Origin of the sequence: Amycolatopsis pigmentata, from assembly GCF_042684065.1 — a bacterium.
In the GTDB taxonomy this organism is placed as follows: domain Bacteria; phylum Actinomycetota; class Actinomycetes; order Mycobacteriales; family Pseudonocardiaceae; genus Amycolatopsis_E; species Amycolatopsis_E pigmentata.
The window spans coordinates 25,957-40,426 of record NZ_JBHUKR010000020.1; the positions used below are offsets into that span (position 1 = coordinate 25,957).

Below are 14,470 nucleotides of genomic sequence, written 5' to 3' on the forward strand. Positions count from 1 at the left end.
GGCGGACGCGGTCAGGCGCCGGGGAGAATCACCTTGCGGAGTACGTCACGGGGATCGGGAGCGGACGCGATCTGGGCGGCGGCGTCACGAGCGCGCCGGGTGAACGACGGATCGCCGAGCACCCGGGCCACGGCGGGGCCGAGCTGTTCCACGGCCGAGATCGTTGTCGCGACCCCCGCCGCGGCCGCACGGGCGGCGTTGCGAGGCTGGTCGGCCCCCCTGCGGCCAGAGCACCATCGGGACACCGTGGGCCAGGGCCGCCGGCACGGTACCGGAGCCGCCACTGCCGATGACGAGCGAGGCACCATCGAGAAGCTCGTCGAGCGGAGCGAACTCGACGGTGCGGACCCTGCCTTCGCGATCGGGGTCGGCGAGCATCCGAGGGCACGGATCGAGGTAGCCGGCGGAACGTGCCTGGGTCACCCCGTGCTCCCGGTACCGGGCCTCGGCGACGCGGGCGATCTCCCGGCCGACCCCATCGGGCACTCCCGAGAGGAGCCCAACGGTGTAATGCGGAACAGTGAGCGCACTCGCCACGAAGGGCCCCACCGTGTCGTAGGCATCGCTGATCACGATGTCGGTCCCACGGGTGCGGGCCGCCGCGAGCACGGCGTCCGCGGCGGTGTCGAGCAGGACACCCCCGAACATCTCGCCCGCGACCTCCGCAGTAGGTGCGAAGACGTCGGCACCGCCACCATCACCCTCACCGGCACCACCCGCCGACGGGGAACGCTCACGCGGGATGCGCGGTGAGGAAGTTCCACATCACCGTGGCCGCCGCGGCCTGTGCGCCCACCCCCGCGGTGAACGGCACCTCGCCGGCCTTGACGGCCGGCCAGGGATGTCCGATCCCGTGGTACAGGGCGGAAGCGACCGCCGTCCCGTCGTGGCAGCCCGCCCAGGTGGTCAGTGTCAAAGGTCCGCTGTGGGTGACCGAATCCGCCGAGGGACAACCGTCCCGCGAACGCCATTGCGCGACGGTGCCGGTGAAAGAGCCCTCGCCGCGCACCAGCGTGTCGGCCGCGCCTGCCGCGATCAGCACCGGTTTCGGCGGCCCTTCGCACATCGCGGGCGGGAGCGCGCCGTAGGTGGCGAAACCGGCGAAAAGCGCCGGATGCCGGCACATCTCCTCGAAGGTGAGGCGTGCGCCATTGCTGTAGCCGACCAGGTACACGCGCTTGGGATCACTGCCGAAGTACCGGATCGCGTCATCGGCGACGCCGGTGACGAAGCCCACGTCGTCCACATTGGCCGCCGAGGCCCGGCCACAGCAACCGTGGCCCGCGTTCCACGAGTTGGCTGTCCCTTGTGGATAGACAAGGTCGGCCAGGCCGCGCTCGGCATAGGGAAGAAAGCCGGTGCGTATCGACTCCTGCCGCGCGGTGTATCCCCGGCCGTGCAACACGATCAGCAACGGGCGGCCGGGTTTGCCCGCCGCGCCGATCGCGAGATAGGTGCGCCGGATGCCGCCCACGGTGAGATCGCGTTCGGTGCTCGGCGCGCCGCCGGACACCGCGGCCCGGGAAGCCTGCGTGACCACCGCGGGCGGGACCGAGGGGCTCGTGCCGGGCGAGCACGCCGCGATGCCCAGCACCACCAACGACACCAGGACCGCCCACAGGGCGGCGAACCGTCCCTTTCGACCGGATGGAGACCTCACCACACCCCAAGTCTGCACCGGAGTACCGCGAAGCCGGCGTGAACCGGACCCATGACCTGAACGTGTGAAGCGACATAGTGTGACTGAAAAACCTCTTAGGTCTGTTTCATTGGCCTGCCAGCCCGTTCCCAGAAAAGATGAGCAAACTCGGCCGGGTGGTGGGAGAAAAACATATGTCCGCGAAGTCGCGGTTGTCCCTTTTATTGTCGATTCGCGCGGACGAACGGCCGGAAGCCGTCGCGTTCCGTGACGGTGACGACGGCCGCGTCCTCACCTGGCGGGCGTTGGCCGCGCACGCCGGGCGCTGGCAGGCGGCCGTACGTTCCGGCGAAATCACCCCCCACGCGCGAGTGGGCCTGGTGGCCGCCGGGCCGCTGGAGTTCACCGCCGCCTACCTCGGCTGCGTCGCGGCGGGCCTGACCGCCGCGCCGGTCGACCCCCGGCTGACGCCCACCGAACTGACCTCGGCCCTGGCCCGGCTCCGGGCCGATGTCGTCGCCACGGACGATGTCGCCCGCACCGGTTCCGGACCGGGCACGTGGCGCATCACTCTCGACGGCCCGGTGAAGGTCTGCTCCACTACCCGCCCGGCCCGGACGGTGGCCCTGCGGCCCGCGGTACTACTGACCAGCTCCGGCACCACGGGGCGGCCGAAGGGCATCCCGCTGTCGGAGTGGCAACTGCTTCACGCCGCCGGCCGCGTCGCCCGCCACCACCGGTTCGGACGCCACGAGCGCGGCTACACGACGCTGCCGCTGTTCCACGTCAACGCACAGGTGATGGGCCTGCTGGCCACGGTCGTCAGCGGCGCATCCCTGGTCATCGACCGCCGTTTCGACCCGGCCGGGTACTGGGCCCGGGTCGAAGAGTGGAAACCGACGTGGCTCAACACCGTTCCCGCGATCCTCGCCTCCCTCGCCGGCCTGCCCGCGCCGACGCTGTCCGGAATCCGGTTCGCGCGCTCGGCGTCGGCGCCGCTGCCACCCGCGACCGCTGAGGCGTTCACCGGGCGGACCGGCATCGGGGTCCTGGAGACCTACGGCATGTCCGAGGCCGCCGGGCAGATCACCGCCAACCCGCTCGAGCCCGCCGAGCGCCGGAGGGGATCCGTGGGCACGCCGGTCGGCGTTGAACTCGGTATCGGCGACGACGGCGAGATCCTGTTGCGGGGCAGGCAGATCGTCAGCCACTACCTCGACCTCGCCGAGGACGGGCCGGAGCGGGCGCGCCCCGCCCGCACGCCGTCCGGCTGGCTGCGCACGGGTGATATCGGTTCGCTGGACGACGCGGGCTTCGTTCGCCTGGCCGGCCGGGCCGATGACGTGATCAACCGGGGCGGCGAGAAGATCTATCCGCAGGAAATCGAGAACGTGCTGCTCGGCCATCCGGCGGTGGCCTCGGCGGCGGTGGCGGCCACCCCGCACGACCGGCTGGGCCAGGTTCCCGCCGCGTTCGTGACCGCGCGGCCCGGTACCGGTGACGACCTCGGCGAACTCCGGGAATCGCTGCGCGCGTGGTGCGCCGACCGTCTCACCCGGTACAAACGCCCGGCGGTGATCGAGGTGACCGACTCCCTGCCGCTCGGGCCGACCGGAAAAGTCCTTCGCCGGATGCTGGCGGTCACCCGGTGAGCCAGGCACTGGCGAGGGAGCACCTGCACTACGTCGACATGATCCGGGTCCTCACCATCGGACTCGTCATCGGCACGCACGTGCTGGCGCTGGAGCCGATCGCGCCGACCATCGGCCTCGGTGCGGTGACCATCGTCTTCCATGTCAGCCGTGAGGTGTTCTTCCTCCTCACCGCCTTCGTGCTGACCTACAGCACCACGCGCCGGAAACCGCACTGGCCTTCGTTCTGGCGAAAGCGCTTTCTGTTCGTGGCCGTGCCCTATCTGACGTGGACGGTGCTCTATTTCCTCGCCGACGGGCCCCCGTTACGCGCCGACGTGTTCTGGCAGGACCTGCTCACCGGTACGGCCCGGTACCACCTGTACTTCCTGCTGGTGTCGATGCAGATCTACCTGGTGTTCCCCCTGATCCGCGAACTGCTGCGCGCTACCCGCGGGCGGCACGGCGCGGTGCTGGCCGCGTGCGCGGCCTTCCAGGTGCTGTTCAGCTTGTTTGTCCAAAAAGGATGGACGGCCGGTGTTCTCACGGGCTGGCTGCACTTTCCCGACGCCCTGTTGCCGAGTTATCTCGGCTATGTCGTGGCCGGCGCGATCGCCGGTGAGCACCGCGAAGAACTCGTCGCGTGGACACGGGCCAACTTCCGGCTGGTCCTGGCCGGATGCTGGAGCACGATCTTCGTCGGCGTGGGTATCTACGCAGGACAGGTCTTCATCGGCGGAGAAACACCGCTCGCCGCCAGTGGCGTGTGGCAGCCCGCGGTCGTCGTGGAAAGCGCCGGGATCGCTTGGGCGTTCCTGGCACTCGGGTTGCGCTGGCAGGACCGGGGTTTGCCGGGAAAGCGGCTCATCCAGTCCACTTCGGACGCTTCCTTCGGCGTTTACCTGATCCACCCCCTGATCCTCCAGTACCTCCTCACCGGGGCCGCGGCGATCGGGCTGATCACGCTCGCCGGCACCCTGCCGCCCGCCCTCGTCCTGGTGCTCATGGTGGCGGTGCTGGTGCCGCTGGTCTATCTCCTCTCCGGACTGACCGCGGCCGCCCTGCGTCACACCCCGGCCAGTCTCGCGCTGGCCGGGCGGGCCCGCCGCCGCACGCCCGCGAACAGCCGAAAGCGCCTGGATCCCGCACTCGCGACCACAGGAGGCATGCGATGACCGCGCACGGTCTCACCATGGTGATCGACCCCGGCCTGCCCACCGGTGCCTTCACCGATCTGGTGACCAGCCACGGCGACCACATCGGCCTGGTCAAGTTCGGCTGGGGCACCGCCCTGGTCACCCGCGACCTGGACCGGAAAGTGGCCGTCCTGAGGGAGAGCGGCATTGGGTTCTTCTTCGGCGGAACCCTGTTCGAGCACCACCTGTTCGGCAACCGGCTCGGCGAATACCTCGATCTGGTGGAGCGGACCGGCGCCACCCACATCGAGGTCTCCAACGGCACGATCCCGCTCGACCAGCACGCCAAGGCAGGCCACGTGCGCCGCATGGCGCGGTACCGGCCGGTGCTCTCCGAGGTGGGGTACAAGGACGCGGACCGTTCCGCCCGGCTTTCTCCCGACGACTGGGTGAACGCCGTCACCGAAGACCTCGACGCGGGCGCGGACATGGTGATCACCGAGACACGGGAAAGCGGCCGCAGCGGCATGGCCCGTCCTGACGGCCACCTCCGCGACGAAGTGCTGCGCGCGGTGCTGGCCGCCGTCGACGCCGGCCGGCTGCTGTTCGAAGCGCCCACCAAGGATCTGCAGGTCGAACTGCTGCGGGCGATCGGCCCGGGAGCCAACCTGGGCAACATCGCCGCGGCGGACGTGATCGGCGTGGCCACGCTCCGGCTGGGTCTGCGCGGGGACACCCTCCTGCAGTTCGCGCCCCGCGTCGCTTCCGTCGCATAGCTGGGAGAAGGGAAAGAAGGACATTGCGTGACACGCACGACGCCTGCCACATCGCGGTCCCGGCCCGGGATCTCGACGAGGCGGTGGATTTCTATGTCTTCGGCCTGGGCGCGAAACTCGCCCGCCGCTACGACGACCGCGTCACCTTCGACTTCTTCGGTGACCAGCTCGTCTGCCACCTCTGTGAGGAGGTCCCGGAGGAAGCGGTCGCCTATCCACGTCATTTCGGGGTGAGCTTCGCGCGAAGCGAGGATTTCGACCGCCTGGTGCGGTTGGTGGAGAACCGGAAACTGCGGACGCTTTCCGGCCCCGCGGTGCGGTTCGAAGGCACCGCGGAACAGCATCGCACGATCTTCCTGGCCGACCCGTCGAACAACGTCATCGAATTCAAGAACTACGACGATCCGAGACTGCAGTACTGACGCGTCGCCGAGGACGCGGCGACCTGCTCATGGACCCTCGGACGAAGACCGCCGGTCGCCGGATCCCGGATCGGTGAGGCGATAGCCCACGCCCGGCATGGTGGCGATGACGGGCGGGTCGCCCAGTTTGCGGCGCAACCGGCCGATGGTCACGGTGACCGTGTTGGTGAACGGATTGGCGTTCTCGTCCCAGACCCGTTCGAGCAGTTCCTCGGTGCTGAGGTAGGCGCCGTCGGCCAGCAGCAGGGCCTCCAGGAGCGCGAACTCCTTCACCGAGAGGTCGAGTCCCCGGCCGTCGCGGGTGGCCGTGCGAGGGACCGGGTCGAGTTCGATGCCGGCGCCACGGAGGGTCCGTGCGCGGGCGGCCGGGCGCCGTCGCGCCAGTGCCCGGACGCGAAGGACGAGTTCGGGGAAGTGGAAGGGCTTGGGGAGGTAGTCGTCGGCGCCCAGGGTCAGGCCGCTGACCCGGTCGCCGGGTGAGGCCGCCGCGGTCAGCATCAGGACCATGGCGCGATCGTCGCGGTCGGTGATCATCCGGCAGAGCGTGTCGCCGTGGATGCCGGGCAGGTCGCGGTCGAGAACGACGACCTCGTAGGCGTTGAGGTCGAGTTTGGCCGCGGCGGCGAGACCGTCGTGGGCGACATCGACGGCCATGCCCTGGTCCCGGAGTCCCTCGGCCACGACGTCGGCCAGCGCTCGCGCGTCTTCGACCACCAGGATTCTCATACCGGCACCCGTTCCGAGGTCAGGGGCAGCGAAACGACGACGCGAAGCCCGCCTTCCGGTCGCGCGTACAGGCCCAGTCTGCCGCCATGAGCCCGCGAAATCGCCGAGACGATCGAGAGGCCGAGACCGGAGCCGTGTTCCGAGCCGGTCCGGTCGGCGGCGAGTCGCTGGAACGGCTTGGTGAGACGGTCGACGTTGTCCTGGTCGAACACCGCGCCACCCGTCTCGACGACGAGTGCCGCGGTGCCGTGCTCGTCGTTCGTCGCGACCCGGATCCAGCCTCCCTCGCTGTTGTGCGTGATCGCGTTTTCGATGAGGTTGTCCACCATGTGGGCGAGCAGCGTCGGGTTGCCCCAAGCCGGGGTGGCATCCCGCAGGCCGCGGTCGTCGACGGTCAGGGCCTTGGCCGCGATCCGGTCGATGCGCGCGGTCAGAGCCGCGGATACCAGCTCCCGCACCGGGACCGGAGCTTCGTCCTCCAGCGCGCCGTGCTGCGCGCGGGCGAGGACGAGAAGTCCTTCCAGGAGGCGGTCGGCCCGGTCGAGTTCGGCACCAAGGCGGTCGGCCAACGCGACCGTTTGCGCCGAGGGCCGCGGTTTCGCGACCGCCACGTCCAACGACGCCCGCATGGTCGCCAAGGGGGTGCGCAGTTCGTGCGAGGCATCGGCCACGAACCGGCGCTGGGCGGCGAACGAGGATTCCAGGCGCTCCAACAGGCCGTCGATGGTGTCGGCGAGGTCCTTGACCTCATCGGCCGGTCCCGGCACGGCCAGCCGCTGGTGGAGATTCTCGGCGGAGATCCGCCGCGTGAGGCCGGTGATGGTCCGCAACGGGCGCAGGACCCGTCCGGCGACGAGCCTGCCCAGCACCACCGAGATCACCGCCATCACGGCGAGGGCGATCAGCGAACCGGCCAGCAGCCGGCGGGACTGCGCGGTCTGGGCCTGCGCCAGTTGCGCCCGCAGTCCGTGAATCAGTTCCTGCGCGGCCGGGAGATCGGTCCGCTGAGCCTGCGTGGGTGGCCCGGGCGCGCTCACCTTGCCGCCGGCCAGCAGATTGGTCAGCACCAGCAGGACGATGCCGGAAGCGAGAAAGACACCGGCGTACAGGATGGTGAAACGCAGCCGCACACTTCGCCGTGGCCTCTTCGGGCCTCGCGCCTTCTCCATGTGTTCTCCCCGTCCGTGCCGGCCTCCAGGATGCCGTGCCGCCCCTAACAGCGGTATGACAACGGCGGTTCGGGTCGTGTGAGGCCCGGGCCGATAGACCGGGCGAATGCGAAACGACCGATCGTTCACCGCGTCCGTACGCCAGGAGTGGATCTCCTTCCGCAGCCGGGGGCGGTTCGTCGCCCTGGCGGCCGTGGTGACCCTCACTGTCCTTTTAGGACTCGTATACGCCTTCGTCAACCGCTCGACCTGTAGCGAGGGGAACGTCGTGGTGACCTGCGCCAGTGACCCGGTGGGGCCGCAGGGGGAAGCGGTGACCGACCATTTTTCCTTCGGCCATCGGTCGCTCACCGGCGATGGCGTCCTCACGGTCCGGATGACCTCGATGACCGGCATCATCACCTACCCGCCACCGCGCCACGACAAGATCGTCCCCGGGCTGGTGCCATGGGCCAAGGCGGGCATCATGATCAAGGACGGGCTCACGCCGGGTTCCCGGTACGCCGCGATCATGGTCACCGGCCACAACGGCGTGCGGATGCAGTCCGACTATGTCCACGACACCCCGGGCAGCCCCGGCGGCGTGTCCGCCCAGGCGCCGCGCTGGCTACGCCTGGCCCGCTCCGGCGACAGCATCACCGGCTTCGAGTCGGCCGACGGCACCCACTGGACGCAGGTCGCCACCGCCGGCCTCACCGGACTGCCCAAGACCGTCCAAATAGGACTCTTCGCCACCTCTCCCGGAGATCTCACCCTCGAACCCACCGGTCTCGGCGCGAGCCGGTCGAAGGTGCGCTTCACGCAAGCCACCGCCACCTTCGACAACGTCACCCTGACCGGCGCGGCCGGCGAAGCGTGGCGCGGCGACGTGGTCGGCGGAGGGGACCGGACCGAATGGGAGCGCGACCACCAGGCGCCCGGACTCGTCACGGCGAACGGCTTGTTCACGGTGACCGGGTCCGGTGACGTCGGCCCGATGGGCACCCAGCACGGCTACGACATCGAGGACACGCTGATCGGCCTCGCCATCGCCCTGATCATCGTGCTCATCGTGGCCGCGCGGTTCGTGGCCCGTCCGGCTACGGCGCCGCTGGACGGCCGGGCCCTGGCGGCGAAGATCGTCGTCCTCGGCGGCGCGACCTTCTCGACCGGGCTCGTCACCGTGGGCGTGGCGTTACCGGCCGGAGCGGCGGCCCTGCGCGCCTTTGGCAGTTACGTCCGGCCGGTGTCCACTTTGACGGAGATACGGATCATCGTCTGCCTCGCCGGGGTGATCGCCGTAGCCGCCGTGCTCGCCGCGGCCCTGGGTGCGCTGTTCCGGCGGGCTTGGCCGGCGAGCCTCATCGCGAACGCGGCGATCGTCGTTCCGGCCGTCCTGGCGACTTCACCTCTGCTGCCCGACACCGTGGCAGCCTGGCTGCTGCGCCTGACCCCGGCCGCCGGCTTCGCGGTCGAACAAAGCAGGCCGGAGTTCGCCCAGGTGATCGGCCACTACACACCGTCGGTGGGCTATTTCCCGTTACCCGGATGGGCCGGGTTCGCGGTGCTGGGTGGCTACACCGCTGCGCTTCTCGGCTTCGCCTTTCTCCGGCTCCGTCGCCGGTCTTCTCCGGAACCGCGGTGGCGGTGAGATCTTCCGATGAACCTTCGCGACTCGCGCCTCCGTGGCCAATGTGGACGCGGCCATCGCATCCGGCTCCGCCGGGAGCACGAACACCACGGCATGGCCGCCGACTAGGCTCCGGTCCCATGGCCAGGTACTTCGACATCCATCCCGAGAATCCGCAGCGCCGCGCGATCGGCCAGGTGGTCGACCTGCTCCGGGCCGACGGCCTGATCGCCTACCCGACGGACTCCTGTTTCGCGCTGGGGTGCCAGCTGGGCAGCGCCGCCGGGCTGGAACGGATCCGCACGATCCGGCACCTCGACGATCGTCACCATTTCACCCTGGTCTGCCGCGATTTCTCCCAGCTCGGGCAGTTCGTCTATCTCGACAACACCGTTTTCCGTGCCCTCAAGGCCGCCACGCCGGGCCGGTACACCTTCATCCTCCCGGCCACCAAGGAGGTACCGCGCCGTCTGCTCAACCCCAAGAAGAAGACGGTGGGGGTGCGCATTCCCGACCACGTCGTGACCCAGGCCCTGCTCGACGCGCTGGGAGAACCGCTGGTGTCGAGCACGCTGCTCCTGCCCGGCCAGGCGGAACCACTCACCCAGGGCTGGGAAATCAAGGAGGAACTGGACCACGTGGTCGACGCCGTACTCGATTCCGGGGACTGCGGAACCGAACCGACCACCGTTGTCGACTTCTCCGAGGGGGAACCACAGATCGTGCGCCACGGGGCCGGTGACCCCACGCGGTTCGAAAGCTGAGCCTTTCCGCCAGAATGGGTTTCCCGCGGGGGCGGGGCGGTGCAGGATCGGATCGGGGGCTTCTCCGCACGAGGAATCGGGGGTGTGGTGGAATTCCGGATTCTGGGGCCGCTCGAGGTGGTCTCCGCCGAGGGCCGCGTCGAGCTCGGCGGGCCCAAGCCCCGGGTGGCGCTGGCGTTGCTGCTCGCGCACGCCGGCACGGTGGTGCCCGCGGAACGGCTCATCGCCGCGATGTGGCCGGACCGTGCGCCCTCCTCGGCGGCCAAGAACCTGCAGACCTATATCTGGTCATTGCGCCGCGCGTTCGCCCAGGCCGACGATGACCCGCGGATCGTGGCGCGGTCGGGCGGATACGTGATCACGCCCGGTCCCGGCGAACTCGACCTGACCGTCTTCGCCACGCTCGCCGGCGAAGGGCGCCGGCTGCTCGCCACTGATCCCGCACAGGCGTCGGCGAAACTGCGGGCCGCGCTGGCGCTGTGGCGGGGGCCCGCGCTGATGGACTTCCACGTGCCCGAACTGGAGATCGAGGCGAGCAGGCTCGCCGAGCAGCACCGGACGGTGCTGGAGGCACGCTTCGAAGCCGATCTCGCGCTGGGCCGGCACGCGGAACTCGTACCCGAACTGGCCGCTTCGGTCGCCGAACATCCGGCGCGCGAACGACTCCGCCGGCTGCTGATGCTCGCGCTCTACCGATGCGGGCGCCAAGCCGACGCGCTGGCCACCTTCGCCGAAGCCCGCCGGTATCTGGTCGGCGAACTCGGCGTGGAACCCGGCCGCGAGCTGCGGGAGCTGCACCAGCGGATCCTCGCCGCGGACAACGGCCTGGACCTGCGCGGGGAGATCCCGCGCGCCGTCGTCCCGGCCGAACTTCCGCACACCATAACGGGTTTCGCCGGACGAGAAGCCGAGCTGGAGCGCTTGGAGGAGATCACGCGGAAGGCCACCGTCGTGGTGATCGAGGGCGTCGGCGGGGTCGGCAAGACGGCGCTGGCGGTCCGGTTCGCGCACCGGATCGCCGGCGGGTTCGCCGACGGCCAGCTCGCGGTGAACCTGCGCGGCTTCGACCCCGGGCAGCCGCCGGTCGAGCCCGAAGAGGCTTTGCGGTCCTTGCTGCGCGGGCTGGGCGCCGACCCGCGCTCCCTCCCGTCGGAGGCGGCCGACCTGGCGCGCCTGTTCCGCAGCCGGTGCGCGGGCCGGAAACTGCTGATCCTGCTGGACAACGCGGCGAGCGCCGAGCAGGTACGGCCCCTGCTTCCGGGCGAGCCGCACTGCCGGGTCGTGGTCACCAGCCGGCACCGGCTCGGCGGACTGGTCACCCGGGAGGGCGCGGCACGGCTCACCCTGGACGTCCTGGGCGAGACCGAGGCGACCGAGGTGCTCGCCCATGTCGTGGGGGCGGAACGGGTGCGGGCCGAGCCCGTCGCCGCGGCCGAGATCGCCCGGCTGTGCGACGGTCTTCCGCTCGCGCTGCGCATCGCCGCAGACCGGGCGGGCATGGTGCCCGGCGCGCCGCTGACGAGCCTGGCGGCACGGCTGGCCGCCGAGCGCGAACGTCTGGACCTGCTCGCCGTTCCCGGCGACGACACCACCGCGGTCCGATCGGCCTTTTCCCTGTCCTACCGGGCCCTCGACGACGAGGCGGCCCGGCTTTTCCGGTTGCTGTCGCTGCATCCGGGCGAGGGCATCGGCGAAGGCGCGGCCGCCGCGCTGGGCGGCATGCCGGTCGCCCGCGTACGGCGGCTGCTCGATGTCCTGGCGGGCGCGCACCTGCTGGAATACGCCGCGCTGGACCGGGTCCGCTTCCACGACCTGATCCGGTTGCACGCCGCCGAACTGAGCGCGTCCACCGACTCGGAGGCCGAACGTGCCGCCGCGCGCCAACGGGTCGCCGAGTGGTACCTGCACACCGTCGACAACGCCGGGCGGCTGCTGATCCCCGCGCGGGTTCGTCCCGAACTGACCGTCCCCGAAGGCTGCGAGCCGCTCACCCCGCGCACCCATCGGGAAGCCCTTTCCTGGTTCGACGCGGAGGAGGCGAATCTGGCCGCGCTGATTCGCGAAACGGTGCGGGCACTGCCGTCGGTGGCGTGGAAGGTTCCGCTGGCGGCCTGGGATTTCTACTATCTTCGCCGTCCCTGGGCACCGGACCTGCCCGAACTGCACCGGCTCGGGCTCGACGCCGCCCGGGAGATCGGTGACACGCACGCGCAGGCCTGGGTGCTGACCAGCCTCGGATACCTGCCGTGGGCGTTGCGGCATCCCGACGAAGCGATCCCATTCCTGCTGGAAGCCCGGGAACTGTGGGAGGCGGGCGGTCCTTCCCGTGGACAGGGTGCGGCGTTCATCGCGCTCGGCATCTGTTACCGGGCCCAGGGGCGGTTCGGCGAAGCCAACGCGTGCTGCGAGCGCGCCGTCGAGATCTTCCACGCCCTGGGCGACCGCCACGGCGAAGGGTTCGCGCTGACCGGTGTCGGCGCCGGCTTCCTGGGAGACAAGCGATACGACGAGGCGGTCGTCCACCTCGAACGCGCGGTGAAGATGTTCGAACACGACAGCGACGTGTGGGGGCAGGCGGTCGCGCTGACCGATGCCGGCAACGCCTACCGGAACCTCGGCCGCACCACCGAGGCGCTGGATTGTCTCGGGCGGGCGCTCGACATGCACCGGGCGATCGGGGACCGGAAACGAGAGGCGGTCGTCCTGCGGTTGCTGGGCGAGACGCGCGTGGCGGCCGGTGAACCCGGGCCCGCGCGGGGCCTGTTCGAGCAGGCGCTGCAGATCTACGAAGACATTTCCGATCCGCACGCGCACGCCGTGGCCGCCCTCCTCGCGGCCTTGCCCCGGACCTCCTAGCTGCGCTTGTACCGCGTTTGGAGCGGTATTTGGACCGGTAAGGGCCATCCTGGCGGCCATGACGGACCACATCCAGGTCGACTCGGCGGCCTTGCACGCCGCGGCCGGGAACACCGGCCGGATCGGCGCCGGCCTCCACACCGCTGTGCGCGCGAACGCGCCGCGCCTGATCGACAGTGGCGCACCCACCCGGTGGGCGGCCAGTCAGGCGCTCGGGCAGTGCTCGGACGCCTGGGAGATGGAACTGACCAGGGCGGCCCAGGCACTGCACGACACCAGCGACAAACTGGCGCTCGCCGCCGGGCGCTACACCGCGACCGAGGCCACCATCGCCGAGACGCTTTCGGTGTTCCTCGATCAGGAGCGGTACTGCGCCGACAATGACCAATCCGACGGCAGCCACGGCGGAAACGGTTCCGCACAAGAGCACGGCGGTCGCGAAGCGTGTCCGCCTACTTCCGGTCGGATTCGTGATATGGCCGGGGAATTCCACTTCGACCCCGCGCCGGTGGACCGGGCGATCGGCCGGCTCACCACGATCCTCCAGCACGTCAACGCCGACACCGACCGGGTCCGCCGCCTCCAGCACGTGACCCGCCCCGGGGATTCGCCCGCCACCAGGACCTTCCACGCGAAGCTGACCACGTCGATGCGACGGCTGCAGGAGCAGCATCTCGCGCTCGCCAAGACCATCGAGGCACAGATCGAAACGCTGCGCCAGGCAAAGCGCCGGTACGCCGCCAGTGACAACGCCGCCATCACGAAGCTCAGGGATGCGCAATGACCGCTCCTGAATGGCTCAGCCAGGCGGTCGGAGATGTGGTCCAGACCGCCGAGAACGTCGTCTTCGCGGACGGGTCCCGACCGGCGGGCACCGATCCCGCGCAGATCTACGCGTGGTTCCACAATGGACCCGGCACCGGCTCCTATTCCACCGCGGGGGCGGATCTTTCGGCGCTCGCAACGTCCTATCCGGACTACGGCGAGCAGCTCAGGGGCGCCCAGCGCGAGCTCGCCGCGGGATGGACGGGCGCGAGCGCCCAGGCGGCGGTCTCCTCGTTCGACCCGGCGGTCAAGGCCGCGGACCAGCTCGCCCGGCACGCCGGCCGCGCGGACAAGGCGCTGACCGAACAGGTCACCTCGTTCGCGGACACGAAGAACCGCGTGATCAGTGTCGCGGCCACGCCCCCGAAGGGGCCGGGGATGAACCAGTTCGTCAACCCGCTCGCTCCGGACAACTACACCGCGGACGCGGCGGTGGCGGCCTACCAGTTGGGCACGCACAACAACCAGGACGCCTACGGCTCCTACCAGAGCCAGACCTCGCACCACGGCTCGGGCTTGCCCGTCGACGGTCCCCCACCACCCACCAAACGCCCGAAACCCGGGGGTGACCCGCCGCCGGAGGGCAATCCCCCGCCAGGCGGCCAGCCTCCCCCAGGCGGCCAGCCACCACCGGGCGGGCAGCCACCACCGGGCGGGCAGCCACCGGGCGGGCAACCGCCGTCGGGCACCCACCCCCCGGGCAGCCAGCCGCCCCCGGGCAGCGGCCCGCCCGCCGCGCACCAGCCACCGGCGAACCACCAGACCGTCCCCCCGGCCACCCCGGGGCAATCCGGGGCCACGTCACAGCCGGGCACGCTCCCCGGTACGCACGACAACACCGTCTCGTCGAGTTTCGGGCCCGCGTCCGACCTGCTCCCCTCCCCGCCGCCGGAAAGCGCTTTCGGGGGTGGGGGCGG

The 14,470-nt window shown here is 70.5% G+C and carries 14 protein-coding genes and 1 pseudogene; 10 read left to right on the forward strand and 5 right to left on the reverse strand.

The annotated features are described in order from the left end of the window. Positions 1 to 11: 11 nt before the first annotated feature. Both ACFSXZ_RS30065 and ACFSXZ_RS30070 read right to left on the reverse strand, forming a co-directional pair. Positions 12 to 152, reverse strand: a complete 141-nt coding sequence (locus tag ACFSXZ_RS30065) for a hypothetical protein (RefSeq protein WP_378269103.1) — start codon at positions 150 to 152, stop codon at positions 12 to 14. Next, positions 85 to 291: a hypothetical protein gene (locus ACFSXZ_RS30070; protein ID WP_378269090.1), complete on the reverse strand. Its 207-nt coding sequence runs from the start codon at positions 289 to 291 to the stop codon at positions 85 to 87. Before ACFSXZ_RS30070 ends, ACFSXZ_RS30065 begins: the two co-directional genes overlap by 68 nt. On the opposite strand from ACFSXZ_RS30070, the gene ACFSXZ_RS30075 reads away from it, so the two are divergent. After that, positions 247 to 753, forward strand: a complete 507-nt coding sequence (locus tag ACFSXZ_RS30075) for a hypothetical protein (protein WP_378269104.1) — start codon at positions 247 to 249, stop codon at positions 751 to 753. The two genes, ACFSXZ_RS30070 and ACFSXZ_RS30075, sit on opposite strands and share 45 nt — an antisense overlap. Here the strand turns inward: ACFSXZ_RS30075 and ACFSXZ_RS30080 are convergent. Beyond that, positions 734 to 1,663, reverse strand: a complete 930-nt coding sequence (locus ACFSXZ_RS30080) for an alpha/beta hydrolase family esterase (RefSeq protein ID WP_378268720.1) — start codon at positions 1,661 to 1,663, stop codon at positions 734 to 736. The genes ACFSXZ_RS30075 and ACFSXZ_RS30080 overlap by 20 nt on opposite strands. A gap of 170 nt (positions 1,664 to 1,833) precedes the next feature. Between ACFSXZ_RS30080 and ACFSXZ_RS30085 the strand changes: the two genes are divergently transcribed. Genes ACFSXZ_RS30085 through ACFSXZ_RS30100 form a run of 4 tightly spaced genes read left to right on the forward strand, consistent with a single transcriptional unit; the run spans position 1,834 to position 5,604 of the window. Beyond that, positions 1,834 to 3,291 carry a class I adenylate-forming enzyme family protein gene (locus ACFSXZ_RS30085; protein WP_378268722.1) on the forward strand — a complete coding sequence of 486 codons (1,458 nt, stop codon included), beginning with the start codon at positions 1,834 to 1,836 and terminating at the stop codon, positions 3,289 to 3,291. Then, a complete protein-coding gene (locus ACFSXZ_RS30090; RefSeq protein WP_378268723.1) occupies positions 3,288 to 4,445 on the forward strand; it encodes an acyltransferase in 1,158 nt (385 codons plus the stop codon). The genes ACFSXZ_RS30085 and ACFSXZ_RS30090 overlap by 4 nt, the downstream gene beginning before the upstream one ends. Further along, entirely contained in the window at positions 4,442 to 5,182 is a 741-nt protein-coding gene (locus ACFSXZ_RS30095; protein ID WP_378268725.1) for a phosphosulfolactate synthase, read from the forward strand. The genes ACFSXZ_RS30090 and ACFSXZ_RS30095 overlap by 4 nt, the downstream gene beginning before the upstream one ends. 23 nt (positions 5,183 to 5,205) lie before the next feature. Beyond that, positions 5,206 to 5,604, forward strand: coding sequence for a VOC family protein (locus tag ACFSXZ_RS30100; protein WP_378268726.1), 399 nt, complete (start codon positions 5,206 to 5,208; stop codon positions 5,602 to 5,604). Between the two features lie 27 nt (positions 5,605 to 5,631). Here the strand turns inward: ACFSXZ_RS30100 and ACFSXZ_RS30105 are convergent, their stop codons facing one another. After that, positions 5,632 to 6,330 carry a response regulator transcription factor gene (locus ACFSXZ_RS30105; protein WP_378268727.1) on the reverse strand — a complete coding sequence of 233 codons (699 nt, stop codon included), beginning with the start codon at positions 6,328 to 6,330 and terminating at the stop codon, positions 5,632 to 5,634. Beyond that, on the reverse strand, positions 6,327 to 7,499 hold the full coding sequence (locus tag ACFSXZ_RS30110; RefSeq protein WP_378268729.1) for a sensor histidine kinase: 1,173 nt from the start codon (positions 7,497 to 7,499) through the stop codon (positions 6,327 to 6,329). Before ACFSXZ_RS30110 ends, ACFSXZ_RS30105 begins: the two co-directional genes overlap by 4 nt. A 106-nt stretch (positions 7,500 to 7,605) precedes the next feature. Here ACFSXZ_RS30110 and ACFSXZ_RS30115 point away from each other — a divergent pair, with 106 nt between their 5' ends. The 5 genes and pseudogenes from ACFSXZ_RS30115 to ACFSXZ_RS30135 form a co-directional block, all read left to right on the forward strand. Next, complete coding sequence (locus tag ACFSXZ_RS30115; protein WP_378268731.1) at positions 7,606 to 9,129, forward strand: hypothetical protein; 1,524 nt, start codon at positions 7,606 to 7,608, stop codon at positions 9,127 to 9,129. A 119-nt stretch (positions 9,130 to 9,248) separates the two neighbouring features. Beyond that, a complete protein-coding gene (locus ACFSXZ_RS30120) occupies positions 9,249 to 9,872 on the forward strand; it encodes an L-threonylcarbamoyladenylate synthase (RefSeq protein WP_378268732.1) in 624 nt (207 codons plus the stop codon). An 84-nt stretch (positions 9,873 to 9,956) separates the two neighbouring features. Then, entirely contained in the window at positions 9,957 to 12,728 is a 2,772-nt protein-coding gene (locus ACFSXZ_RS30125) for an AfsR/SARP family transcriptional regulator (protein ID WP_378268734.1), read from the forward strand. 58 nt (positions 12,729 to 12,786) lie between these two features. Next, a complete protein-coding gene (locus ACFSXZ_RS30130) occupies positions 12,787 to 13,512 on the forward strand; it encodes a type VII secretion target (RefSeq protein ID WP_378268735.1) in 726 nt (241 codons plus the stop codon). Further along, positions 13,509 to 14,470, forward strand: a pseudogene (locus ACFSXZ_RS30135) (hypothetical protein); the annotation flags it as partial. The gene ACFSXZ_RS30130 and the pseudogene ACFSXZ_RS30135, both read left to right, overlap by 4 nt.

What these genes read in the sequence shown, in the direction of transcription:
- ACFSXZ_RS30085 (WP_378268722.1), top strand. Translation starts at nt 1,834, where the DNA reads ATGTCCGCGAAGTCGCGGTTGTCCCTTTTATTGTCGATTCGCGCGGAC.
- ACFSXZ_RS30095 (WP_378268725.1), top strand. Translation starts at nt 4,442, where the DNA reads ATGACCGCGCACGGTCTCACCATGGTGATCGACCCCGGCCTGCCCACC.
- ACFSXZ_RS30105 (WP_378268727.1), bottom strand. Translation starts at nt 6,330, where the DNA reads ATGAGAATCCTGGTGGTCGAAGACGCGCGAGCGCTGGCCGACGTCGTG.
- ACFSXZ_RS30110 (WP_378268729.1), bottom strand. Translation starts at nt 7,499, where the DNA reads ATGGAGAAGGCGCGAGGCCCGAAGAGGCCACGGCGAAGTGTGCGGCTG.
- ACFSXZ_RS30115 (WP_378268731.1), top strand. Translation starts at nt 7,606, where the DNA reads ATGCGAAACGACCGATCGTTCACCGCGTCCGTACGCCAGGAGTGGATC.
- ACFSXZ_RS30120 (WP_378268732.1), top strand. Translation starts at nt 9,249, where the DNA reads ATGGCCAGGTACTTCGACATCCATCCCGAGAATCCGCAGCGCCGCGCG.
- ACFSXZ_RS30130 (WP_378268735.1), top strand. Translation starts at nt 12,787, where the DNA reads ATGACGGACCACATCCAGGTCGACTCGGCGGCCTTGCACGCCGCGGCC.